This window comes from Deefgea piscis, assembly GCF_019665785.1.
GTDB lineage: Bacteria > Pseudomonadota > Gammaproteobacteria > Burkholderiales > Chitinibacteraceae > Deefgea.
The window spans coordinates 1,275,736-1,297,842 of sequence record NZ_CP081149.1 but is presented as its reverse complement, the minus strand read 5'-3'; the positions used below and the strand labels follow the sequence as shown (position 1 = coordinate 1,297,842).

29 protein-coding genes, 1 other RNA gene and 1 pseudogene are annotated in these 22,107 nt (G+C 45.3%); 18 read left to right on the top strand and 13 right to left on the bottom strand.

The window, feature by feature from the left end:
* Positions 1-124: 124 nt before the first annotated feature.
* From K4H25_RS06095 to K4H25_RS06075, 5 genes are all read right to left on the bottom strand, one after another.
* Positions 125-778 (bottom strand): Crp/Fnr family transcriptional regulator, encoded by a 654-nt coding sequence (locus K4H25_RS06095; protein WP_221022456.1) that lies wholly within the window; start codon positions 776-778, stop codon positions 125-127.
* 152 nt (positions 779-930) lie between these two features.
* Positions 931-1,584: a Crp/Fnr family transcriptional regulator gene (locus tag K4H25_RS06090; RefSeq protein ID WP_221022455.1), complete on the bottom strand. Its 654-nt coding sequence runs from the start codon at positions 1,582-1,584 to the stop codon at positions 931-933.
* A gap of 10 nt (positions 1,585-1,594) precedes the next feature.
* Positions 1,595-1,957: a hypothetical protein gene (locus K4H25_RS06085; protein ID WP_221022454.1), complete on the bottom strand. Its 363-nt coding sequence runs from the start codon at positions 1,955-1,957 to the stop codon at positions 1,595-1,597.
* Positions 1,958-2,072: 115 nt separating this feature from the next.
* Positions 2,073-3,002: a Tim44 domain-containing protein gene (locus K4H25_RS06080; RefSeq protein ID WP_221022453.1), complete on the bottom strand. Its 930-nt coding sequence runs from the start codon at positions 3,000-3,002 to the stop codon at positions 2,073-2,075.
* 155 nt (positions 3,003-3,157) lie between these two features.
* Positions 3,158-3,514 carry a dihydroneopterin aldolase gene (locus K4H25_RS06075; RefSeq protein ID WP_182076633.1) on the bottom strand — a complete coding sequence of 119 codons (357 nt, stop codon included), beginning with the start codon at positions 3,512-3,514 and terminating at the stop codon, positions 3,158-3,160.
* 92 nt (positions 3,515-3,606) lie between these two features.
* On the opposite strand from K4H25_RS06075, the gene plsY reads away from it, so the two are divergent.
* The gene (gene plsY / locus K4H25_RS06070) at positions 3,607-4,245 is read left to right on the top strand and encodes a glycerol-3-phosphate 1-O-acyltransferase PlsY (RefSeq protein ID WP_221022452.1); all 639 of its coding nucleotides are present in this window, start codon (positions 3,607-3,609) and stop codon (positions 4,243-4,245) included.
* 66 nt (positions 4,246-4,311) lie between these two features.
* On the opposite strand, the gene smpB is transcribed toward plsY, so the two are convergent.
* Positions 4,312-4,767, bottom strand: a complete 456-nt coding sequence (gene smpB, locus K4H25_RS06065; protein ID WP_221022451.1) for an SsrA-binding protein SmpB — start codon at positions 4,765-4,767, stop codon at positions 4,312-4,314.
* Between the two features lie 38 nt (positions 4,768-4,805).
* Between smpB and K4H25_RS06060 the strand changes: the two genes are divergently transcribed.
* On the top strand, positions 4,806-5,783 hold the full coding sequence (locus K4H25_RS06060; protein ID WP_221022450.1) for an asparaginase: 978 nt from the start codon (positions 4,806-4,808) through the stop codon (positions 5,781-5,783).
* Positions 5,784-5,822: 39 nt separating this feature from the next.
* An RNA gene (gene ffs, locus K4H25_RS06055) (signal recognition particle sRNA small type) lies at positions 5,823-5,920 on the top strand.
* Between the two features lie 56 nt (positions 5,921-5,976).
* Here ffs and K4H25_RS06050 read toward each other — a convergent pair.
* Positions 5,977-6,135 (bottom strand): hypothetical protein, encoded by a 159-nt coding sequence (locus K4H25_RS06050; RefSeq protein WP_221022449.1) that lies wholly within the window; start codon positions 6,133-6,135, stop codon positions 5,977-5,979.
* Positions 6,136-6,149: 14 nt separating this feature from the next.
* Between K4H25_RS06050 and K4H25_RS06045 the strand changes: the two genes are divergently transcribed.
* Genes K4H25_RS06045 through K4H25_RS06030 form a run of 4 tightly spaced genes read left to right on the top strand, consistent with a single transcriptional unit; the run spans position 6,150 to position 8,121 of the window.
* A complete protein-coding gene (locus K4H25_RS06045; RefSeq protein WP_221022448.1) occupies positions 6,150-6,692 on the top strand; it encodes a septation protein A in 543 nt (180 codons plus the stop codon).
* Between the two features lie 25 nt (positions 6,693-6,717).
* Complete coding sequence (locus K4H25_RS06040) at positions 6,718-7,020, top strand: YciI family protein (RefSeq protein ID WP_221022447.1); 303 nt, start codon at positions 6,718-6,720, stop codon at positions 7,018-7,020.
* 9 nt (positions 7,021-7,029) lie between these two features.
* Positions 7,030-7,296 carry a BolA family protein gene (locus K4H25_RS06035; protein WP_173533514.1) on the top strand — a complete coding sequence of 89 codons (267 nt, stop codon included), beginning with the start codon at positions 7,030-7,032 and terminating at the stop codon, positions 7,294-7,296.
* 36 nt (positions 7,297-7,332) lie between these two features.
* The gene (locus tag K4H25_RS06030) at positions 7,333-8,121 is read left to right on the top strand and encodes a peptidylprolyl isomerase (protein WP_221022446.1); all 789 of its coding nucleotides are present in this window, start codon (positions 7,333-7,335) and stop codon (positions 8,119-8,121) included.
* A 59-nt stretch (positions 8,122-8,180) separates the two neighbouring features.
* Here the strand turns inward: K4H25_RS06030 and K4H25_RS06025 are convergent, their stop codons facing one another.
* Positions 8,181-8,525, bottom strand: a complete 345-nt coding sequence (locus K4H25_RS06025; RefSeq protein WP_221022445.1) for a ComEA family DNA-binding protein — start codon at positions 8,523-8,525, stop codon at positions 8,181-8,183.
* A gap of 119 nt (positions 8,526-8,644) precedes the next feature.
* On the opposite strand from K4H25_RS06025, the gene hpnC reads away from it, so the two are divergent.
* From hpnC to K4H25_RS06005, 4 genes are all read left to right on the top strand, one after another.
* Positions 8,645-9,499 (top strand): squalene synthase HpnC, encoded by an 855-nt coding sequence (gene hpnC, locus K4H25_RS06020; RefSeq protein WP_221022444.1) that lies wholly within the window; start codon positions 8,645-8,647, stop codon positions 9,497-9,499.
* Positions 9,496-10,080, top strand: a complete 585-nt coding sequence (locus K4H25_RS06015; protein ID WP_221022443.1) for a thermonuclease family protein — start codon at positions 9,496-9,498, stop codon at positions 10,078-10,080. Before hpnC ends, K4H25_RS06015 begins: the two co-directional genes overlap by 4 nt.
* 312 nt (positions 10,081-10,392) lie before the next feature.
* Entirely contained in the window at positions 10,393-11,526 is a 1,134-nt protein-coding gene (locus tag K4H25_RS06010) for a tetratricopeptide repeat protein (protein ID WP_221022442.1), read from the top strand.
* 8 nt (positions 11,527-11,534) lie between these two features.
* Positions 11,535-12,809 (top strand): L,D-transpeptidase family protein, encoded by a 1,275-nt coding sequence (locus K4H25_RS06005; RefSeq protein WP_221022441.1) that lies wholly within the window; start codon positions 11,535-11,537, stop codon positions 12,807-12,809.
* A gap of 116 nt (positions 12,810-12,925) precedes the next feature.
* Here the strand turns inward: K4H25_RS06005 and K4H25_RS06000 are convergent, their stop codons facing one another.
* Both K4H25_RS06000 and K4H25_RS05995 read right to left on the bottom strand, forming a co-directional pair.
* The gene (locus K4H25_RS06000) at positions 12,926-13,666 is read right to left on the bottom strand and encodes a beta-ketoacyl-ACP reductase (RefSeq protein ID WP_173533507.1); all 741 of its coding nucleotides are present in this window, start codon (positions 13,664-13,666) and stop codon (positions 12,926-12,928) included.
* 132 nt (positions 13,667-13,798) lie between these two features.
* Positions 13,799-14,092 (bottom strand): annotated as a pseudogene (locus tag K4H25_RS05995) (DUF3579 domain-containing protein); the annotation flags it as partial.
* Positions 14,093-14,303: 211 nt separating this feature from the next.
* On the opposite strand from K4H25_RS05995, the gene argF reads away from it, so the two are divergent.
* The 7 genes from argF (at position 14,304) to K4H25_RS05960 (ending at position 18,684) form a co-directional block, all read left to right on the top strand.
* Positions 14,304-15,218, top strand: coding sequence for an ornithine carbamoyltransferase (gene argF, locus K4H25_RS05990; RefSeq protein ID WP_173533505.1), 915 nt, complete (start codon positions 14,304-14,306; stop codon positions 15,216-15,218).
* Positions 15,219-15,842, top strand: coding sequence for a leucine efflux protein LeuE (leuE, locus tag K4H25_RS05985; protein WP_221022440.1), 624 nt, complete (start codon positions 15,219-15,221; stop codon positions 15,840-15,842).
* Between the two features lie 43 nt (positions 15,843-15,885).
* Positions 15,886-17,109: an argininosuccinate synthase gene (locus tag K4H25_RS05980; RefSeq protein WP_221022439.1), complete on the top strand. Its 1,224-nt coding sequence runs from the start codon at positions 15,886-15,888 to the stop codon at positions 17,107-17,109.
* Positions 17,110-17,272: 163 nt separating this feature from the next.
* Positions 17,273-17,473 (top strand): DUF2788 domain-containing protein, encoded by a 201-nt coding sequence (locus K4H25_RS05975; RefSeq protein ID WP_173534676.1) that lies wholly within the window; start codon positions 17,273-17,275, stop codon positions 17,471-17,473.
* Positions 17,474-17,495: 22 nt separating this feature from the next.
* Positions 17,496-17,807, top strand: coding sequence for a pyrimidine/purine nucleoside phosphorylase (ppnP, locus tag K4H25_RS05970; RefSeq protein ID WP_221022438.1), 312 nt, complete (start codon positions 17,496-17,498; stop codon positions 17,805-17,807).
* 17 nt (positions 17,808-17,824) lie between these two features.
* Positions 17,825-18,388, top strand: a complete 564-nt coding sequence (locus K4H25_RS05965) for a YajQ family cyclic di-GMP-binding protein (protein WP_308443245.1) — start codon at positions 17,825-17,827, stop codon at positions 18,386-18,388.
* A gap of 131 nt (positions 18,389-18,519) precedes the next feature.
* Positions 18,520-18,684, top strand: coding sequence for a DUF3149 domain-containing protein (locus tag K4H25_RS05960; protein ID WP_173533500.1), 165 nt, complete (start codon positions 18,520-18,522; stop codon positions 18,682-18,684).
* Positions 18,685-18,770: 86 nt separating this feature from the next.
* Here K4H25_RS05960 and K4H25_RS05955 read toward each other — a convergent pair whose 3' ends face one another.
* The 3 genes from K4H25_RS05955 to rho form a co-directional block, all read right to left on the bottom strand.
* Complete coding sequence (locus tag K4H25_RS05955) at positions 18,771-20,396, bottom strand: ArnT family glycosyltransferase (protein ID WP_221022437.1); 1,626 nt, start codon at positions 20,394-20,396, stop codon at positions 18,771-18,773.
* 93 nt (positions 20,397-20,489) lie between these two features.
* Positions 20,490-20,699, bottom strand: a complete 210-nt coding sequence (gene rpmE / locus K4H25_RS05950; protein WP_173533498.1) for a 50S ribosomal protein L31 — start codon at positions 20,697-20,699, stop codon at positions 20,490-20,492.
* Between the two features lie 88 nt (positions 20,700-20,787).
* Positions 20,788-22,044, bottom strand: a complete 1,257-nt coding sequence (rho, locus tag K4H25_RS05945) for a transcription termination factor Rho (RefSeq protein ID WP_173533497.1) — start codon at positions 22,042-22,044, stop codon at positions 20,788-20,790.
* Positions 22,045-22,107 lie beyond the last annotated feature (63 nt).

Sequence of the window (22,107 nt, the reverse complement as noted above, 5' to 3'; positions counted from 1 at the left end):
TGCGGCTCAAACCAGAAAAATCAATGCTTTGATTCAAGCCATGGCGATCTTAATGCTGACTCAATGTATTTCAGGCATAAAAAAAGCGATCAGAAGATCGCCTTTTTTATGCCTGCATCTTGCGTTAAAAACGCTCAGGTAGCTTTTGAATAATAATGATTTTTTTGTTTTCTAAGCGAATATAACCACCAAAAACCAACTCTTTTAAAATCCGTGCAATCATTTCACGTGATGAGCCAACGCGATCAGCAATCGCTTGCTGGGTTAATGGCTGAGAAATCATTTCCTGTCCATCAACGGTTTCTAGCATGGATTCAAATAATGCCCGCACTCGGCCATACACATCAAGCAATGCTAAATTTTTCATCGTCGTCGATAAAATGCGCACCATGCGTGCCAAATTAAGGATCACAACATCTTTGACTTGCGGCTCACGATTGAGTGCATCGCGAAACTCTTGCTTAGAAAACATTAAAAACGTGCAGTTTTCTTCACACTGTACCGACCAGCCGCGTGGCTCATCATCAAGTAAAGAAATTTCACCCATCGCATCACCCGGCTCAGCAATCAAAAAGACAAACTCCTTGCCTTGATTATCGCTACTAAAATAGCGAGTCTGGCCTTCAAGTAACACATACATGCCTTCTGCAGGATCACCTTCGCGGAAAACAAAAGCCCCTTTGGGCATGCTACGTTTCACGCCAACTTGAACCATATATTCAAGTTGTTCCTCAGAAAAACCTTGTAACAACGGTACATTTTGTAAAATAGATAGCATAAAAGCCTTGTAAATGACGCGTATCGCGCCTTATCAAATCAGCATCAGTGTAAAAGAATTTCAGCCAGTTACTTTTTTTACTCAATGGCAAAAAATAATACAGTTAAAACGGGTTAAATCTGTTTAGCTACAAATACTTCAATTTTTATAAATTAAAATTGCTCTGGTAATTTTTTCAAAATCACCAATCGCTTACGTCCGGTCTCTACGTAACCGCCCGCTACCAGTTCTCGCATAATTTTAGCAATCATTTCACGCGAAGCGCCAACACGATCAGCGATATCTTGTTGACTCATCTGCTCATCAATCAACAAACCTTCTGCTGTAGGTTGTGCTAAACGCTCGAACAAAACTCGAATTCGTCCATAAACATCTTTGAGTGCAAAATCTCTCACCATATTGGTTAAAGAAAAGATAACCTTCATTGCACTATTAAGCATCTGATCTTTCAGTTCTGGGGTCATTACCAACAAACTCATAAAGTCTGTTTTATGAATACTCATCACCACGCAATCGGTTTCGGCTTCAGCACAAATTGAACGACGCTCATCACAAAACAAAGCCAACTCACCAAAAGAAATACCGGGCTCAGCAACGTGATAAACAAACTCTCGCCCACTGTCATTACTAGAGTAAAGCTTTAAACGCCCTTCCAATAAAACATACATGCATTCGACCACGTCGTTTTCATAAAATAAAATCGTGCCTTTTGCAATATTACGCAAAATACCTAAGGATTCAACCTGTGCAAGTTCTTCATCAGTTAAAGAACTAAATAATTGTGTTTGTGCCAATATTGAACGCATTCATCATCCATTAATGTTTTGCAGCTTTTTCAGTTGCTGATGCTTCAGCGGCCTGTGAGGCGGATATTGATGGATCAAGGTCGGCAATGGGCGACAATGAGCCAGTTTTTACATCCGGAGGTGGTGCGACCTCGTTAATTTTTTTTGCCTGCATGTATTCATTCATTTCCTTCCAGCCAGCAAAAATATCAGCTTTAGCCACTTTGCTATTACGCCGAAAACAATCCTCTAAAGAACGACCACTATGCCGACATGATGCACCAATCGCTTTACCGTTGGCTTTTTGTTTATTCAACATTTCTAGCATCTGATCACAGCCACTGAGCATCATCATCAATGGCAAAACCAGCGCTAGGGTTTTTACTGACTTCATAAGCAAGGACTCGTAATTTTCAGTCAAGCCAAATTGTATGTGAAAAAGCCCATCATGTCGCAAAGACATAACGGGCTGACCTACATAATTGAGCATTTTACGATAATTTGGGTGCTTACGCCTGCTGAATTCCAGCCAGCATCCACCGTGGATCACCATCAATCGGGCGAACAAAGTGCCAGATTTCACGGAATGCCACTGGTGCTGCATGCAAACTTTCGCTCACTGTGCCAGAGAACTCAACGCTGGCGATCATACGGCCGCCTTCGTTGACTGCTTCAAGTACTTGCAGATTTAATTCTGGGAATTCTGCAACATCTGCATTGCTGCCAATCTCATCTTTCAAGTCAGCAAACAATTCAGGCGTCATATAGCGGCGCATTTCTTCTGCTTGGGACGGTGAGTTCAGCGATTGCATGTGCATAAAACTTGCACGCGCTTGGCGCAAAAATGCTGCCACTTCAGTGCCATCAGGCAAGCGTGTGATTGGTGCTGCGCTTAATGGTGCTGCCCCACCCCATGCTGAGGTTGGTGCTGCAGCGCCTTCGCCAATCCGAAACACACGATCTTGCTCAACAGGCGCAGCGGGTGCGGCTGGCATTGGTGACATGCCGGCATAATTCATCGCGTTCGGACGTACAGCTTGCGCTTGAGCCTGTTGACGACGACGCATCCACATCACACCACCCGCAGTTAAAGCGCCGAGTAATAACAAAGTACCCCACGGAATACCGCCATCACCTTGAGCAGAACCCGATGCATTGCCGCTATTGCCAAACATATAACCCAATAATGAGCCCGCAGCCAATCCACCCAACACACCACCCATCATGCCCATACCGCCTGATTTTTGTTGGGCGGGTGCGGCCTGCTGCTGTCTTGGCGCTTGTTGCTGTTGCATATTATTACGCTGTGGCGCTGGTGCGGCTTGACGCTGCATACCACCAGAGCGGCCGCCGCCAACCCGTTTTGCTTCGGCCATATTGGCAGTAAACAAAGCCGTACTCATCATGACGACCATTAAAGTGTTCGCAAAACGCGCCATTTTAAAATCCTTGGTTAATTAGTAACTTTGATCAGTTAGTTGGGGCAAAGTGTAATAAGTTCAATCAATTTAAAAATATTAACTAAAAAAAACAAAGTCTATTGCCACAAAATCAAAGTGTTATCTTCAATGCTAGTTACTTTCAACTGCTCCACTTAAGCACGCTGCCCACGCTCAATCGTCACCCCAACACGAGCGACTTCTTGCAAAATCCCTAACTTAGTGACCGAAACTTTAATCCAAGGTGCACCAAAATCATTCAGTACAATATTGGCAATATGCTCGGCCAAAGCTTCGAGTAAAAGGAAGTGCTTTTCGGTTAAATCTTGCCGAATCTGCGTGACCACTTTGTCATAATCAATCGTGTCGTTCAAATGATCAGAAACACAGGCGCGCGCCGAAGGTAGGCCGATTTCTAAATCCAATTCGACGACTTGTGACTGTGTGCGTTCCCAGTCGTACCAACCCAATACCGTGCTGGCACGCACTTGCTGCAAATAAATAATATCCATGTAATCTGTTTACCGTCGGTGTACGTAACCGGTTTGAGGATGAAGCCGGTTTAGCTTAGAATCAAACCCCCCCAATTGTAGTGGAAATTTAGATGTCGCTGCCAATGTCATTGCTGATTATCGCCGCCTATTTACTCGGATCGCTGTCTTTTGCCGTGATTGTATCTAAAACCATGGGCTTAGCTGATCCACGCACCTATGGCTCAAACAATCCCGGTGCTACCAATGTTTTACGTTCAGGCAATAAAAAAGCGGCCGCGCTCACCTTACTTGGTGATGCATTAAAAGGTTGGATCGCCGTCTTTGCCGCCCAATGGATTGCCCCGCTCATCGGCCTTGGAGAGGCCGGCTCGCCCAGCTACACCCTCGCCATTGCCGCGGTCATGATTGCAGTAACCATTGGTCATATGTGGCCGATTTTCTTTAAATTTAAAGGGGGCAAAGGTGTTGCCACTGCGGCAGGCATTTTATTGGCACTCAACCTATGGCTTGGCTTGGCCACACTCGCAATTTGGGTCTTTGTGGCTAAAGTGCTCAAGATTTCATCGCTGTCGGCCTTAATCGCCGCTGCCGCAACGCCGTTGCTAACCGCTTTATTACTGCCCAATCAAACCGTTTATCTTGGCGCGGTCACAGTGATTGCGGTGTTACTCATTCAACGGCACAAACAAAACATCATCGGCCTAATGAAAGGCAAAGAAAGCAAAATCGGTGATAACAGTAAATCTTAAGTTTTCAGGGAACAAAAAAACAAAAAAGCCGAATAATAATTCGGCTTTTTTGTCGCTCAAAATCAATCAACCTTGTTTGGTCGCATCACGAACGATTCTGGCTTTTTCACGTACCCATTCACGATCTTTTTCTGCTTGGCGTTTATCATGTTGTTTTTTACCTTTAGCCAAACCAATCTCAACTTTGATAAAACCATTTTTAAGATGCATATTGATCGGCACCACGGTATAACCCGAGCGATCCACTTTCATCGCCAACTTATCGATTTCACGTTGTTTGAGCAATAATTTACGCGTACGAACCACATCGGGAACGACATGCGATGATGCATTAAGCAGCGGTGAAATATGGCAACCAAATAAATAAAAGTCACCATTTTTATGGATCACATAAGCTTCTTTGATTTGCACGCGGCCAGCTCGGATGGATTTAACTTCCCACCCCTCGAGCATAATGCCCGCTTCTAGCTTTTCTTCAATAAAGAAGTCGTGAAACGCTTTACGATTATCGACGATAACCATGATGCGTCTCCTGTACGGAAAAAAGAAAGGATTCTAGCATGCCAGCGCAGTACAAAGCACCTCAACGCATTCTTTGCCTCTATACCGGTGGCACCATAGGCTGCGCACCAAGCCCCTTAGGTTTAGCACCTAAAGCAGGGATTTTAAGCCCAGTGATTACCAATTTACTCGCACAAGAGCATAACCTCGGCATTGCACTTACTTTACGCGAATACCCTGAGGCACTCGATTCATCGAGCATGCAACCCTCAGATTGGCTAAGAATCGCTCAAGATATTGACGCGGCCTATCATCAATTTGATGGATTCATTATTTTACACGGCACAGACACCTTAGCCTGGACCGCGGCCGCACTACACTGGCAACTCAATCAAATCGATAAACCCGTCGTCATCACAGGTTCCCAGCGTCCATGGCTTGAATTGGGTAGCGATGCGCCGGCAAATTTTCAACTAGCACTTGATGCAGTACAAAGTCAACGCCACGCTGTGATGGTGGCATTTAATGGCCTGTTATTGCCGGGTTATGCCGTAAAAAAACTCGACGCTGATGCCGACGCTGCATTTGCAGCCCCAAATTGGCAAGGAGAATGGCCAAGTACTCAGCCAGGGAACTATCAGTTTTACCCACTCAACCCAAGCCTAAACATTCTCAGTATTAAACTTTATCCGGGCAGTGAGACTTGGCTAGCATCCAGTATTAATTCGCAGGTATTTGCTGCAATCGCTATAGAAACCTATGGTAGTGGCAATATACCCGACCATTTTTTATTAAAAAGCGCCCTAAAAAACGCAGTAAACGCTAAAAGTTTAATAATAAATTGTAGCCAGTGCATTCGAGGTCAAGTGCGCCAAGGACATTACGCGGCAGGTAGTTTTTTACAAGAAATCAATGCATTAGCAGCCGGGCGCTTAACTATAGAAGCAGCAACAACGTGGCTCTATACGGCACTCGCTAAAAAAACTGATCAGGATTCATTGCGTAAGGCATGGCAAACTGTGGCGCATATGGTATAGTTGCGCCCTATCGTTATTTTGCATGCCAAAATACTCGACGGCGGGCCTCCCCGCATAGCTAGAAGGTGAACTTGGTCAGGTCCGGAAGGAAGCAGCCACAGCTTTTGATGCTAGTGCCGGGGGTTGGGCTCGCCACCTCACCCATACGCTTATGCCAAATTAACAATCAAAGTCCTCGAGACTTTGATCGACATCAACGCACGTCTTTACGAAAAAAAACATAATGGGTTTCGCAAGCTGATGCTTCGTGTATCTCCAGTGGTATTTTAGCGCCATTCACCAAAATCGGTTGAATGGCGTTTTTTTCACCTTGAATCCCTGCCAACTCCCCTGCATAATCGCGCAAATCCATTTTGGGCGCACAGCATGAAATTTCTTTTTGATCTATTTCCTATCCTGTTGTTTTTCGGCGCTTATAGCTATACCAACGATATTTTCCTCGCTACAGGCGTCACCATTGTGGCCACTTTTGCACAAGTCGCCTACAGCTGGATTCGTCATCGACATGTCGACAAAATGCTGTGGATGAGTTTGGTATTGATTACCGTCATGGGCGGACTCACAATCGTCTTTCACAACAAACAATTTATTATGTGGAAGCCAACCGTTTTATATTGGCTATTTACTCTGGTACTCGTTGGCGCTTGGCATCTGAAGCAAAATAATTTAATTGAAAAACTCATGGGTGCACAAATGAATTTACCGCGCCCGATTTGGACTCGATTAATGTACGCTTGGGCCTTGTTTTTTTTGGCGATGGGCGCACTTAATATCTTCGTATTTCATAGCTTTGACGAAGCCATTTGGGTCAATTTTAAAGTGTTTGGCACCTTGGTACTCACGCTCGTTTTTGTCGTGGCACAAAGTGTTTATTTGTCCAAACATATTCAGCCCGAAGAAAAAGATTAATTAAACCATCGCAAGGGTTGTTTAAATGCCTTTATACGCCATCATCGGTACTGACAAAGCAGATTCACTCGCCGATCGACTTGCAGTTCGACCAGCACATTTAGCGCGCATGGAAGTACTGAAAGCTGAAGGACGTTTAGTCCTTGCCGGTCCATTCCCCGCTATTGACAGTGTGGATCCGGGACCTGCAGGTTTTAGTGGTAGCTTGATTGTTGCCGAATTTGATTCCCTGACAGCTGCAAAAGCATGGGTGTCAGCTGACCCCTATGTAACAAGTGGAATTTTTACCGACGTGTCAGTGAAACCCTTCCGACATGTACTACCCTAAGAGTCTGGTATGATAAGCATTACCGAAGAAATCCGCCTGCGTTTAGCTGTGCTAGAGCCCGAAAACATTGATATTTTCGACGATAGCTCAGCGCACGCAGGACATGCCGGAGCCGCCAATGGCGGCGGTCATTTTGAAGTGACCATCGTTTCACCTGTATTTGCGGGTAAGAAATCGCTACAGAGACACCGTATGGTGTACCAGTATTTAGCTGACTTAATTCCAACACAAATACATGCACTCAGTATTCGAGCGTTAACGCCGGATGAATTTTAAAATAGAATTAGCCGATTCATAGAGGAAACACTGCACATGTTTAAAGCAAACCGTTTGGTTTTGGCAATTGCCGCAGCCACTCTAACCACAAGCGTTTTCGCCGCACCTGCCGGCACTTTAGCCACAGTGAATGGCGTTGCCATTCCAAGTAGCAAAGCGGACCTATTCATCAAAGAATTAACCGCGCGTGGCCAAAAAGATACGCCTGAATTGCGTGCTCAAGTGAAAGATGAACTCATTAAAAATGAAGTAATCTATCAAAATGCATTGAAAAAAGATCTGGCTAAAAACCCAGAAGTTCAAATGCAAATGGATATGATGAAACAACGGATTTTGATCGGCGCTGATATCAACGCATTTGTAAAAGCTAATCCAATTACCGACTCTGAATTACGCAAAGAATACGACAAAATCAAAGTCAACTTTGCCAGCAAAGAATTCAAAGCACGCCACATTTTGGTTCCAACTGAAGCTGAAGCCAACGCCATCATTGCTGACCTGAAAAAAGGCAAAAAATTCGATGAATTGGCTAAAGCCAAATCAATTGATAAAGGCAGCGCAACCAATGGCGGCGATTTAGGCTGGGCGAACCCAAATAACTTCGTTAAAGAATTTGGCACTGCTTTAGCTGCTTTGCCAAAAGGCAAAATGACTGATAAACCAGTTAAAACCCAGTTTGGTTTCCACATCATCAAGCTTGATGATGTACGTGAAGCCAAAGGCCCAAGCTTTGAAGAAGCCAAAGGCGAATTAATGCAACAAATGCAAGCGCAAGAAGTGCAAAACTATGTGAACGAATTGGTTAAAAAAGCCAAAATCGATTAAGCATTGATAGGCAATAAAAAAACCGGATCAATGATCCGGTTTTTTTATTTATTGCGAAGTTATTTTTTAACTGGCGCACTGGCTTTCATTGGCGTACTGGCTTTCATGGATTTATCCATTTTAGCGGGGGCCGCAGGCGCTGCCATTTTGCCACCTACTGAAATCTCACCTTTGATTTTAGTATAAGTACCTTCTTTAATACCCGGTACTTTCATGATGTCTTCCGTAGTTTTGAAGGGACCATTTTTAGTACGGAAATCAATAATGTCTTTGGCTTTACTCGGACCAATACCCGTTAATGCCTCCAATTGCGCTTGGTTTGCCGTATTTAAGTCAACCGCCGCAAAAGCCATACTCATCAAGGCAAAACTGGCAAATACCGCAAGAAAAAGTTTTTTCAGCATAATCTAATCCCAATCAAGTTTGAAAAATAGCATCATTGCGTATCATTGGATACGTGTGGCAACTATAGCAGGCCATCTCAATAATTCCATATTTTGTCAGGCAGCAACAAGGAAAACGTATGAAAGGCATCACATCGCAGCACACAGTTGAGCATTATGAGAATTTCCCTGTGGGTTCTTTTTTGCTGCCAAAGCAATACCGCCCTGCGGTTGCGGTGGTTTATCACGTTGCTCGTTATGCTGATGATCTCGCCGACGAAGGCCATGCCAGTGCCAGTGAGCGCCTTGCTGCGCTTGACGAATGCAGTGCAGAATTACAGAGAATTGAACGTGGCGAGATGCCGCTGACGGCGCGATTTCAAGCGCTCGCGCCAGTCGCGCAACGCTACCAAATTCCACTACAACTGTTTGAAGATTTATTTTCTGCTTTTCGCCAAGATGTGGTTAAAAATCGCTACCAAAATTTTGGAGAAGTCATCGATTACTGCCGCCGCTCTGCCAATCCAGTGGGGCGCATCTTGCTGCATATTTTTGATCAAACTGATGCACGCCAATTGGCCTTATCCGATGGCATTTGTTCGGCACTGCAACTGGTCAATTTTTGGCAAGATGTAGCCATTGATTGGCAAAAAGATCGCGTTTATTTACCACAAGATGACTTACTTCGCTTTGTCGTGACTGAACAAGATTTAGCCAATGGCATTGCAACACCGGCTTTCAAACAATTAATGCACTTTCAATGCGATAGGACTCGCCGTATGCTGCGCGCCGGATCACCCTTGGGCGTACAATTGCCAGGTCGAGTCGGTTTAGAAATTCGCACTATCGTCCTCGCCGCAGATCGCGTTTTAAGTAAAATACACGCAGCACAGTACGATGTTTTTAATGCCAGACCCACCCTCAGTCGAGGCGATTGGCCGGCTATTTTATGGCAGGCGCTGAAAACAGGAGTTACGAAAAAAACCGCCAAATGAAACAAAAAAATCAACGCGCCTTAATCAATTTATTGACTGCTCGCTCATGGCCCGCACGCATTTCAGCCATCATCATTCTGAGCATTGCCGCCTTCACTTGGTGGAGTGAACGCAGCGTCTCGCCTGGGCAGCTCGCAAAAGGCAGCAGCATCGAAGGCCAAGTAGTTGCCGTTGCCGATGGCGATACCATCACACTACTGGATGCCAATAAGCAGCAATATAAATTACGCTTGGCCTATATCGATGCGCCCGAAAAGGCGATGCCTTTTGGCCAAGCCGCTAAAACACACTTATCTGACTTGGTATTTAAGCAAAATGTCAGTGCACACATTGATGATGTTGATCGCTATGGACGAGGTGTTGCCAGAATTAGTAAAAATCAACAAGATATTAATTTGGCACAAGTGAACTCAGGCTTTGCTTGGCACTACACGACCTACGCCAAAAAAGCTCAGCCAGCAGCCGACTTTGCTGACTACGCCAATGCTCAGCACGCAGCAAAATCCGCACGACTCGGTTTATGGCAAGACCCACAAGCAATGCCGCCATGGGACTGGCGTAAAGCCAAGCGTAGTGAATGAGGTATTGCCACCTAGCCAATATTAAATATCGATTTTAGAGCAATACCCATAGTGAAAAACGTGATGATGACAATCACACAATAAATCGCGACATCAGTATCTTGCTGCATCACAGAGAAGGAAAACACCCGAGCAAGCGACAGCTCGCAGCTTTAAAACGTCCATACACAATGACAAAGGCCGCTCAAATTTCGCAGTATTGTGAAATAAAACCTGTAACGTCGTTGTAGCTCAGTTCAGCAAGGCCAAATCACTAAATATTTGGTAGAATTGCGCCAAATTTATCGTTGGTCCTCACCGCTTGGAATCAAAATGTCTGTAGCTCGTATTACTTTCGCCGCTGTTTTTTCTGTAATGACCTGCATGGCCTATGCCGGTGAAGCAGAAGATCTGCAGCAACTCTTACGTGCACGACAATTTGCGCAAGCGGTAGAACGTGCGGATAAGTTTCTCGCCAAAACTCCGAAAGACGCGCAAGTTCGATTTTTACGCGCCATTGCATTAACCGAAATGGGTCGCAACGAAGATGCCATCAAGGCGTTTAATAAACTCTCTGAAGACTATCCGCATCTCCCTGAGCCTTACAATAATCTCGCAGTGCTTTATGCCAATACCAAGCAATTTGACAAAGCCCGTACCGCATTGCAAATGGCGATTCAAACTAATCCAAGTTATGCCATCGCTCATGAAAACATGGGTGATTTGTATGCCCGCCTCGCCTCGCAGGCATATGACAAAGCATTGCAAATCGAGAACAGCAATTCGCAGCTACAAACCAAACTCAAATTAGTTGGCACCCTATTCAATCCAAATCAAGCCCCGGCAACACGAATCGCTGCGGCGCAAACGACAACCATACCATTAGCCGCAAAAGTACTCCCTGCAGCCAACAAAACTCAAGTGAGTGCGTCGGCCAATATTGGCATTATTACGCCACAACCAACGCTACCTGCGATTGTGCCGAGTAAAACTACGGCGCCAAAAGCAACAGCCACGGTACTGGCCAGCATCAGCCCAACAGTAGCGCCAAAGAGCACCCCAACTGCAACGCCAAAGAGCACACCAACGACAACACCCAAGGCAACAAGCACGCCTAACGCAGACAAAGAACAGCAACAGCAAGTCATTGCCAGCGTAGAAGATTGGGCCAATGCGTGGAGCAAGCAAAATGTCGGCGCTTACGTTAATAGCTACGCCAAATCATTCAAAGCCCCTGGCGGACGTGCCGCGTGGGAAAAAGACCGTCAAAGCAAAATTGCCGGCCCTAAATCCATTGACGTCAAAGTCAGTAAATTTAAAGTCAGTATGATTGACGATAACAATGCCAAGGTCACACTACGTCAATCGTACAAATCAGATCGCTTATCCAGCAACACCACCAAAACACTCATCATGCAAAAAAGTGGCAATCGCTGGTTGATACTTGAAGAACGGATCGGCGGCTAAAAATCAGTATGCTACGTTTATCCCCTTGGACCAAGCGTCTACTTTGCTTGGCTGCGTTACTTTGCTTGGCGCCTGCCGCCACGCCGCGCTTTTTTGAATTTAGCGACGCTTCGTTCGAGCTGAGCAGCGAAGCGAAAGGCGTGGCGCATACCGGCAGTCATGAAGAACGAATCATCGCCGCACTAGATGCGATTCGTAGTGGCAATATGGCCGACGCTCGCGCCACGGTCGACGCGCTGATTGCCGAGCAACCCAATTATCGTCTCGCCCAATTATTACGTGCGGACCTTTACGCTATGCGTGTAATGCCGCTATCGACGATCGGCGGCGGCGTCGCCAGCGCACCCAGCAATGTACTCGATGATTTACGCAAAGAAGCCTTAGTGCGAATTGCGCACCGCAACGACAAGATTAATGCCGATCGCTTGCCGGCCAATATTGTGGCTTTTGCACCGCAGCAAAAATTCGCCATTTTGATCGATGCCGCAACATCGCGACTGTATGTCTTTGCCAATGACAACGGACGCCCCAAACGTATAAAAGATCATTACGTCACCGTGGGTTTATTGGGCGTTGATAAAAAAGTGGAGGGCGACCAACGCTCACCGCTTGGCGTTTACTTCGTCACCAGCCACCTTCCTCGCGAACAGCTGGATAAAACCTATGGTTCACTGGCTGATTTATATGGTGTTGGGGCTTGGCCGATTTCTTATCCGAATGAACTCGATCGTAGTCAAAGCCGCACCGGACACGGCATCTGGCTGCATGGCAGCCCTGCGGCCACGTATGCTCGAGCGCCACAAGCATCCAATGGCTGTGTTGTACTCACCAATGAAGAAATGCTGGATGTCGCCCAATACCTACAACCGGGCAACACGCCGGTGATCTCAGTGCCGGCCATCAAATGGGTCAATGCCGAGCAATGGCAACAACAACACAACGCCGGACTAGCCCTACTTGAGCAATGGAAAAGTAGCTGGGAAGCGCTCGATACCCAGCAATACTTGAACTTTTATTCGGCTGATTTTCGCAGTGGTGAGGGACAAAATATCAGCACTTGGCGCGAGCAAAAAGCGAGCGTCAACGCTGGAAAAACTTGGAGTAAAGTTCAGCTAAATGATCTATCCATTTTTGCGGCAGGTCCTCAAGCCAGCCAAATGGTGGCAACCTTTAATCAAAACTACCGCAGTAACAATTTGAATAATCAGATGAAAAAGCGCTTGTATTGGCAGCAAGATAACGCAGGCTGGAAAATCGTTTGGGAAGGCAATGCACTCAATTAATATGAAGTGCTGATTGAAGGTATTGAACCAAAGCGAACATCAACAATAGCTTACAGATATATACCCAATAAAAAACCCGCCATTGATAGCGGGATTTTTATTGGAAAAAGCAATATTTACAAGGTCAAACCACCGGTAACTTCAATTACCGCGCCATTGATATAGCTAGCTTCATCCGATGCTAAAAATGCGTATACATTGGCAATTTCAGCAGGCTGTGCAAGACGGCGCATTGGCACTTTTTCTTCCATCGCTTGAATGACTTTTTCTGGCATGTCATTCAAAATTGGCGTAGCAACAAAACCCGGACAAATCGCATTGGCACGAATGCCTTTTTTACCGAGTTCTTTCGCCCATGTTTTTACAAAACCAATGACGCCAAATTTAGATGCGGCATAATTGGTTTGGCCAAAATTACCGTAAATCCCCACCACTGAGGATGCGTTTAGAATCACGCCTGATTTTTGCTCAATCATGGTATCAACAACCGCTTTAGTGCAGTTGTAAACACCTTTTAAATTAATATCAATCACGCGATCAAACTGGTCTTCAGTCATTTTAAATAACTGCGCATCCATGACGATGCCCGCATTGTTCACTAAGACGTCAATTCGCTGATATTTGTCCTTCACGGCGGCCACCATCGCAGCAATGGTGTCAGTCTTCGTGACATCAACCACATAACCCACCGCATCAGCACCACCGGCTGTTAATGCGGCAACGACCGCAGCAACGCCCGCTGGATTAACATCACATACCACGACTTTTGCACCTTCGGCGGCGAATTTAATCGCCGTGGCTTCGCCGATACCGCTCGCAGAGCCCGTAATGATCGCTACTTTATCTTTCAATCTCATAACATACCCCTACACGCTGTCAGATACCCATACGGGTTACTTATGCAGCATAGAACAAATGCTGCGTCGCAACAACAGGATTTACGTCAATTGATTGTAAACATGTAGCGATCGCACGCATTCGCGTCAGAGATCACTCTCTTGGATCAGGGAACGACAATCGACCACTCGCAAATCATTGTCGCGGGCGAAAGTCATAATAAATTCAAAAACGCGCGGATCGATTTTTTCTAATTGTTTATCAACGGCAACACAACGCACGTTGTTATGCACCATCGGCCGAACAAATGGCGCGTAAGACAACTTTTGGTCGACACCAAAAGTAGACAGGATACCTGAGAGGCGCTCAGCCCAATCGCTAGGGCGAAATTCGCGCCCGTTACTGGTAATGCCTTGAATAATGATTTCGTAGGGATTGCAGATCATGTGGGCGAATGCTTTATTTAATTCGAGAACTGACATCAGTATAACACTCCACTTAGACTCCAGCTCATGAAAATGTAGCGCCATGCTGAATAAGTACACAGCCAACAGATCCCGCAAATGACTTGCCTTTATGGGGAAAAACATTGAATAATGTTCGTTTTTTCAGCCATTTGGTCACATGCTAAGTGCTAATCGACCAGGACAAAATCTGATGCGCCACTACCTCAAGTTCAGCGACTTTACTCTAGAAGAATATCAATACCTCTTTGAACGCACGGCCAAATTAAAAGCTCGTCTCAAATCAGGTGCGCTTTACCAGCCACTACCTGGCAAAGTCTTGGGAATGATTTTTGAGAAATCATCCACTCGAACACGCGTTTCTTTTGAAGCAGGTATGTATCAACTGGGCGGCCATGCGATGTTCTTGCAATCTAAAGACACGCAACTCGGGCGCGGCGAACCGATCGAAGATGTCGCTAAAGTCATGAGCCGAATGGTCGATATCGTCATGGTCCGAACTTTTGAGCAAAGCATTATTGATCGCTTTGCCGAAAACTCATTAGTACCAGTTATCAACGGCTTAACCAATGAATACCATCCTTGCCAAATCATGGCGGATATTTTCACTTATATCGAACATCATGGCTCGATTGAAGGGAAAACCGTTTGCTGGATTGGTGACAGTAATAATATCAGCCGCACTTGGCTACAAGCGGCAAAAATCTTTAACTTCAAACTCAATTTGGCCTGTCCACGCGGCTATGAAATGACCGTCCTTGATGGTGAAAGCTACAGTACTGACAACTTCGAAACCTTTAATGACCCTTATTTAGCTGCCATTGGTGCTGATATTGTGACCACCGACGTGTGTACATCGATGGGCTATGAGCGCGAAACCCTGCAGCGTAAAAAAGATTTTATTAATTACAAAGTTTCCGAAAGCTTAATGCAGCAAGCCAAGCCCAATGCGCTATTTATGCATTGTTTACCTGCGCATCGCGGCGAGGAAGTCGACCCCGAAGTGATTGACGGCCCGCAATCGGTGGTTTGGCAAGAAGCAGAAAATCGCATGCATACCCAAAAAGCCGTGATTGAATTTTTACTACTTGGCCGCGTGAACGACTAAATGTTAGGCATCACCGATCTTTGGGCGTATGTATTGGGAACGGTACTGATTATTTTAGTACCAGGCCCTAATTCATTATTTGCGCTCACCATGGCCAGTACCCGTGGTCGCAAAGCTGGCTTTGCGGCTGCTGCGGGCATTGTGGTGGGCGATTTAATTTTGATGCTGGCGGCGAGTTTAGGGGTGGCTTCTTTAATGAAAGCCAACCCCATTGCCTTTGATATCGTGCGTTATTTAGGCGCTGCCTATCTGACGTATATCGGTATACGCGCTTTATTTGCTAAGTCTCAGAAAGATACCCCTGAGGCTAGCCACCCTGAACACTCGGCAAAAAAAGCCTTTCGCTCTGCGCTGGGTATTTCACTCGTGAATGTAAAAGCCATTTTATTTTTTATGGCGTTTTTTCCGCAGTTTGTGAACCCGAATTACCCACACGTTTGGCATACTTTTGCCGCGCTCGGGCTCATCGTGCAATTGGTCAGCATCAGCTATTTGACCACTTTAATCTTGGTCGGTAGCAGCCTAGCACGCCGACTTTCAGCTAAAATCTGGCTGAAAACCTTGTTAAATAAATTAGTAGGCACTTTGTTTGTCAGCTTTGGCTTGCGCCTCGCACTGAACTGATTGAGCAATTATCTTTCTTGAACTAAAGACTAAGGCAATATGTATGTCCGATATTAATAAAGTAGTTCTCGCTTATTCCGGCGGCCTTGATACTTCTGTGATTTTGAAATGGCTGCAAGACACTTATCAATGTGAAGTCGTTACCTTTACTGCCGATCTCGGCCAAGGTGAAGAGCTAGAACCTGCCCGCCAAAAAGCGCTGCAATTTGGGATTAAGCCAGAAAATATTTTTATCGATGACTTACGCGAAGAATTTGTTCGTGACTTTGTTTTCCCAATGTTCCGTGCCAACACCGTGTACGAAGGTGAATACCTACTTGGCACATCGATTGCCCGTCCATTGATTGCCAAACGCCAAATTGAAATCGCCAATCAAACCAATGCCGATGCGGTATCGCATGGCGCAACAGGCAAAGGCAACGATCAAGTTCGTTTCGAATTGGGTTACTACGGCCTAAAACCCGACGTTAAAGTGATTGCGCCTTGGCGTGAATGGGATTTGTTGTCACGCGAAAAACTGCTGGCCTACGCAGAAAAAAACAATATCCCAGTAGATATGAAACACAAAAATGGCGGCGCGCCGTACTCGATGGACGCTAACTTGCTACACATCAGCTTTGAAGGCCGTCACCTCGAAAATCCATCAGCAGAAGCTGAAGAAACCATGTGGCGTTGGAGCGTGAGCCCAGAAGCCGCACCAGATGCGGCTGAATACCTCGATATTGAATTTGAAAAAGGTGATATCGTGGCACTCAATGGCGTTCGCATGTCACCAGCGACGGTGTTAACCAAACTGAATGAACTGGGCGGCAAACACGGTATTGGCCGTTTGGACTTGGTTGAAAACCGATACGTCGGTATGAAATCACGCGGTTGCTACGAAACACCTGGCGGCACCATCATTCTGAAAGCACATCGCGCGATTGAGTCGATCACGCTCGATCGCGAAGTGGCACATTTGAAAGACGATCTCATGCCGCGTTACGCCAGCATGATTTACAACGGTTTCTGGTGGGCCCCTGAGCGCAAAGTACTGCAAACATTGATCGACGCAACGCAAGCAACCGTTAATGGCTGGGTGCGTGTGAAATTGTATAAAGGCAATGTGATTGTGGTGAGTCGCGACTCAAAAACCAACTCACTATTTGATATGAATATCGCCACTTTTGATGATGACGGCGGCGCTTACAATCAAGTCGATGCCGGTGGCTTTATTAAATTGAACGCCTTACGGATGCGAATTGCCGGCCGTTTAAATCAAAAATAATGGTTGTCGACTACGCCGATCTTTCTTCAAACGGAGTACGGCGTAGATGCAATAAGTAGTACAACAAGGTAACACAATTACTTATCGACTTAACGGCTCGGAAAATTCTGAGCCGTTTGCATTCCCCTAATCGAGATAACAAATGCTAGATGCCTTCTTAGCAATGGATGAAGAACAATTCACCACGCTTTCGGTGACCATTTTATGCAGTGCTTTAATCATCTATATGGGTTTTATCATTTACAATCTTGCCAAAGAATCAAAAGCAGGCAAATACGGCACCATTGTGCTGTTCTTTGTGCTTGGCTTTGGCATGCTCGGTTTTATTGCCAAAGAAATTCTATCGAAAGTATTACTCAAATAAACTGCTTACCAAGGAAGTCACTATGAGCCAATTTGATCAAGTTTCTGTTTTAAAGCAAGGCAATGTCTATTTTGATGGCAAATGTGTCAGCCATACTGTTTTGTTTGCCGATGGCAGCAAAAAAACCATCGGTGTTATTCAACCGTCCGCACTGACTTTTAATACCGGCGCAGCTGAAATCATGGAAATTGTTGCTGGGGTATGCTCAGTTAAACTAGCGAACGAAAGCACTGCAACAACATACTCTGCTGGTCAATCTTTCAGCGTTCCAGCGAACTCAAGCTTTGATATTGAAACCATCGAAACGCTGCATTACGTTTGTCATTTCGCCTAATTCATTGCATGTTTCAAGTGAATCAAGACTTGATTCACTTGAATTTAAAACCTATTTTATTTATTCATCATCCTGCGAGCCTTAATATGCCTTCTTTCGACATTACCTCTGCCACCGATATGGTCGCGCTAAAAAATGCGATTGATGTGGCGGCAAAAACCATTATTAATCGTTACGACTTTAAAGGCACCAGTGCCAAAGTTGAACTGAACGAGAAAGATAAACTCATCACTTTACACGGTGATTCAGATTTTCAACTCGATCAAATTAAAGATATTGTTTTCCCAGCCCTAGAGAAAAAAGAAGCCGATAGCAGCAAACGCCTAGAACAAGGCGATGTGCAAAAAGTATCGGGTAATAAAGTCAAACAAACGCTAACCATCAAAGATGGTATTGACCAAGAATTAGCCAAAAAAATCATTCGCATCATTAAAGATTCAAAACTGAAAGTGCAAGCGGCGATTCAAGGCGATGAAGTCCGCATCACCGGTAAAGATCGCGATGCCCTGCAAGGTGTTATTGCTTTAATGCGCCAATCGATCAGCGATTTTCCTTTGCAATACCAAAATTTCCGTGACTAATTTGCCAAGTAAGTTGTGGTAAAAATTGTGGCTTGTCGAGAAAATCCAATCAAAACAAGCCACATTTGACCCTTATCAACATCAATGACAAGACAATAAGATTAGATAGTGTTCATCACTAGGAGAACACTATGGAAAATACCCCGCTTGCCAATATCCTAACTTCAACCATCGGTATATTGAGCCTTTTTACTATCGGCTTTATCATTGCCATGGCGATTTATCTCTATATTTATGTGCAGCGCCATATCAATGCTGAAATTGCCGAACAAAATTCCAAACAAGATCAAGTTTAAATTGCTCGATTTTTGTCACCCCAATCAATAATGCCGAGTTAAATTAGAACTCGGCATTATTTTATTCTGCAGAATGCAAAGACAAATCAGCGCGAGTAAAGCGAAAAAACCTCGCGATGTTCACCCAAGCGATGTCCGGTCCAAATAAAATCTTTAGCATTCTGTTTGGCTTCATTTTGTAGCAATGTAAATGAACAATGATTCCCCGCCCTCGCATCAAACTGAAGATCAGTAAAATAAACCATCGCCGCGATCGGATCTTTTGATAGCTGAGAAACATCAATGCAAGCCTGTGGATAAGGCTTCATAGCTTTAACCAAACCTGCAGCAACTGGACGATACGACTTACCAGCATCGATCCACGTCTGAAACAAGCCAACCATCAAACCAATTACCAGCGTTAAGCCACAAGTCCAATTGACTAAGGCACGCCGACCAATTGGCCGCTTACGAAACAACATGCGCCCCCATAGCAGGGTGACAACGATAGCAAATACCAAACCCAAGCCTAATGCAGGCATTGGCGCCGAGCTGTATTTTTGCAAGTAGTCGCCCAAGCCCACAGGAAATCCAGTCGCTAAAGCCAGCCAAGCCATCCACACGAAGATTGCCGCCAGACCCAAAGTGAGCAAGCTAAACCAATTTAATGCTGCTGCTGCCCCTCGCCTTAGCTCATCAACACCAGCACTTGCAATCAAAGCCAAGGTCACCAAAAGCGGCAAGATCAATGCTTCACTAGTCTTACCCGACAAAACAATAAATCCAAGCTGGGCAATCAACATGGTTAATAATAATTGCCAGCGCGGCTGCAGCATTTCATGTCGAAATAAGTAAATCGACCATGCCGCAAGTGGCAATGCAGGCCAAGCAAACCACACTAAAACTGCAGGTAAAAAACCAAATTCATGTCCAATTGCAAATGAGCGCGCGCCACCAAAAACACCCCACGCATAATAACGCCACCAAGTTTGAAATAATTCACCGGAGATATTTTGCAGCGAATAGCCCCACAACGCAGCAAAAGGCAATGCAATAATGAGCGCAGTAACCAGCGTTACCAGATAACTCATTTTTCGCCACTGCGAAAACAGCAATAAAAGCGATGAGATGCAGACTGCTAATAATGCATCGGCCCAACTAGCGCCAGTCAACAACACTAAAAACACCAACGCCAAGATCACACCAGCGCGCAATGGGCGCTTCATCGCCAAGGTCAAGGCATAGGCCAGCCAAGCAAATGCAGCCAACACCACGACCGCAGGTGACACATGATGCCCCCACAAAGGTAAGCCCAAGCAACCCAATAAAATAATAACGGCCATACGGCCAAAGCGTCGACCAAACAAGTCACGAGCAGCCAAGCCCGTTCCCCACATACCCAGCCCCATCCATAAGCCAGTACTTAATCGAGCAGCATCGTGGGCGGCAATACCAAACCAAGACAAAGCATTGGCCAATAGCGTGGCCACCCAATAATAAAGTGGCGCTTGGCTAAATTGTGGAATCTCAGCAATCGACGCAATAGTCCAATTGGAATGGCGCATAAAATAGGCCACAATGGCCATACTGGTATTTTCATCAGGCTTCCAAGGGTCATGCCCAACGAGCCCGGGGATAAGCCAGAACAAACAAAGTAACAACAAAAGCCAAGGTTTATCTTGAGTTTGCCCTGCTTGGGGTGCCGATTTTAGATTCGCTTGATAGGTCAGCATGTCATATTCAATCAATTTATTCGAAATAATTTTGGCATAAACCAATAAAAAAAGGCAGCTGAAAAGCTGCCTTTTTTTATTTCTAAATCTAAATTAGCGCGTGAAACGAGCAAATTTAGAATTGAATTTCTCAATACGGCCTGCCGTATCAACGATTTTTTGCTTGCCAGTGTAGAATGGATGGCATTCAGCACAAACCTCAACGTGCAAGTCTTTGCATAAAGTAGACTCAGTTTTAAATGCATTGCCGCAAGAGCAAGTCACGTTGATTTCTTCGTAATTAGGGTGGATACCAGCTTTCATGATTTTTTCCTTAGGTTATCGGGCGCCGGGGTTTTGCCGACGCTGCAAAGCATGGGATTATCGCAAAACAATCCCCAATCTGCAAGAATTAACGACGCATCGAGTCAAAAAAATCTAAATTCGTTTTTGTCGACTTGAGTTTATCCATCAAAAACTCCATCGCTTCCAGATCGTCCATCGGGTAAAGTAATTTACGTAACACCCAAATACGCTGCAACTGCTCTGGCTTGATCAGGAGTTCTTCACGGCGCGTGCTTGATTTATTGATATTAATCGAAGGGAAAATTCGCTTTTCTGCCATTCGGCGATCAAGTTGAATCTCGTTATTACCCGTACCTTTAAATTCTTCGTAGATCACATCGTCCATACGACTACCGGTATCTACCAAAGCCGTCGCGATAATGGTTAAACTACCACCTTCTTCAATATTTCGAGCGGCACCAAAGAAACGTTTTGGTCGCTGTAAAGCATTGGCATCAACCCCGCCGGTTAACACCTTGCCTGATGACGGAACGACCGTATTATACGCACGCGCTAACCGGGTAATCGAATCAAGCAAAATCACCACGTCTTTTTTGTGCTCTACCAAACGTTTCGCTTTTTCAATCACCATCTCAGCGACTTGCACATGGCGTGTCGCTGGCTCATCAAACGTCGACGAAACTACTTCGCCTTTCACTGAGCGCAACATCTCGGTCACTTCTTCAGGACGCTCGTCAATCAGCAATACAATCATCACGACTTCGGGGTGATTGGCAGTAATTGCATGTGCAATATGTTGCAGCATGACTGTTTTACCGGTTTTAGGCGGCGCCACCAGTAAGGCGCGCTGTCCTTTACCAATCGGAGCCATCAAATCGATAACACGACCAGTGATATTTTCTTCCGCTTTAATATCGCGTTCTAATTTCAAACGTTCAGTCGGAAATAAAGGGGTTAGATTTTCAAACAGAATTTTATGCTTAGAGGCTTCTGGTGCATCGCTATTGACGCGATCAACCTTAACCAAAGCAAAATAACGTTCGCCGTCTTTAGGAATTCGAATTTCGCCTTCAATCGAATCACCAGTATGCAAATTAAAGCGACGAATCTGGCTTGGGCTGACATAAATATCATCAGGACCCGCCAAGTAAGACGTATCTGGACTGCGCAAGAAGCCAAACCCATCCGGCAGCACTTCGAGCGTACCTTCACCGAAGATACTCTCCCCTTTTTTTGCACGATTTTTAAGTAAAGCAAAAATCAAATCTTGCTTACGCATGCGGTTGGCACCGTCAATTTCAAAACTAATCGCCATTTCGACTAATTCAGTGACGTGCAGATGTTTTAGGTCAGACAAATGCATAAATAATTACGCTTAAAATAATATAAAAGGGGAGGTATTACGGAAGTTCTAGAAGGGGTAAAC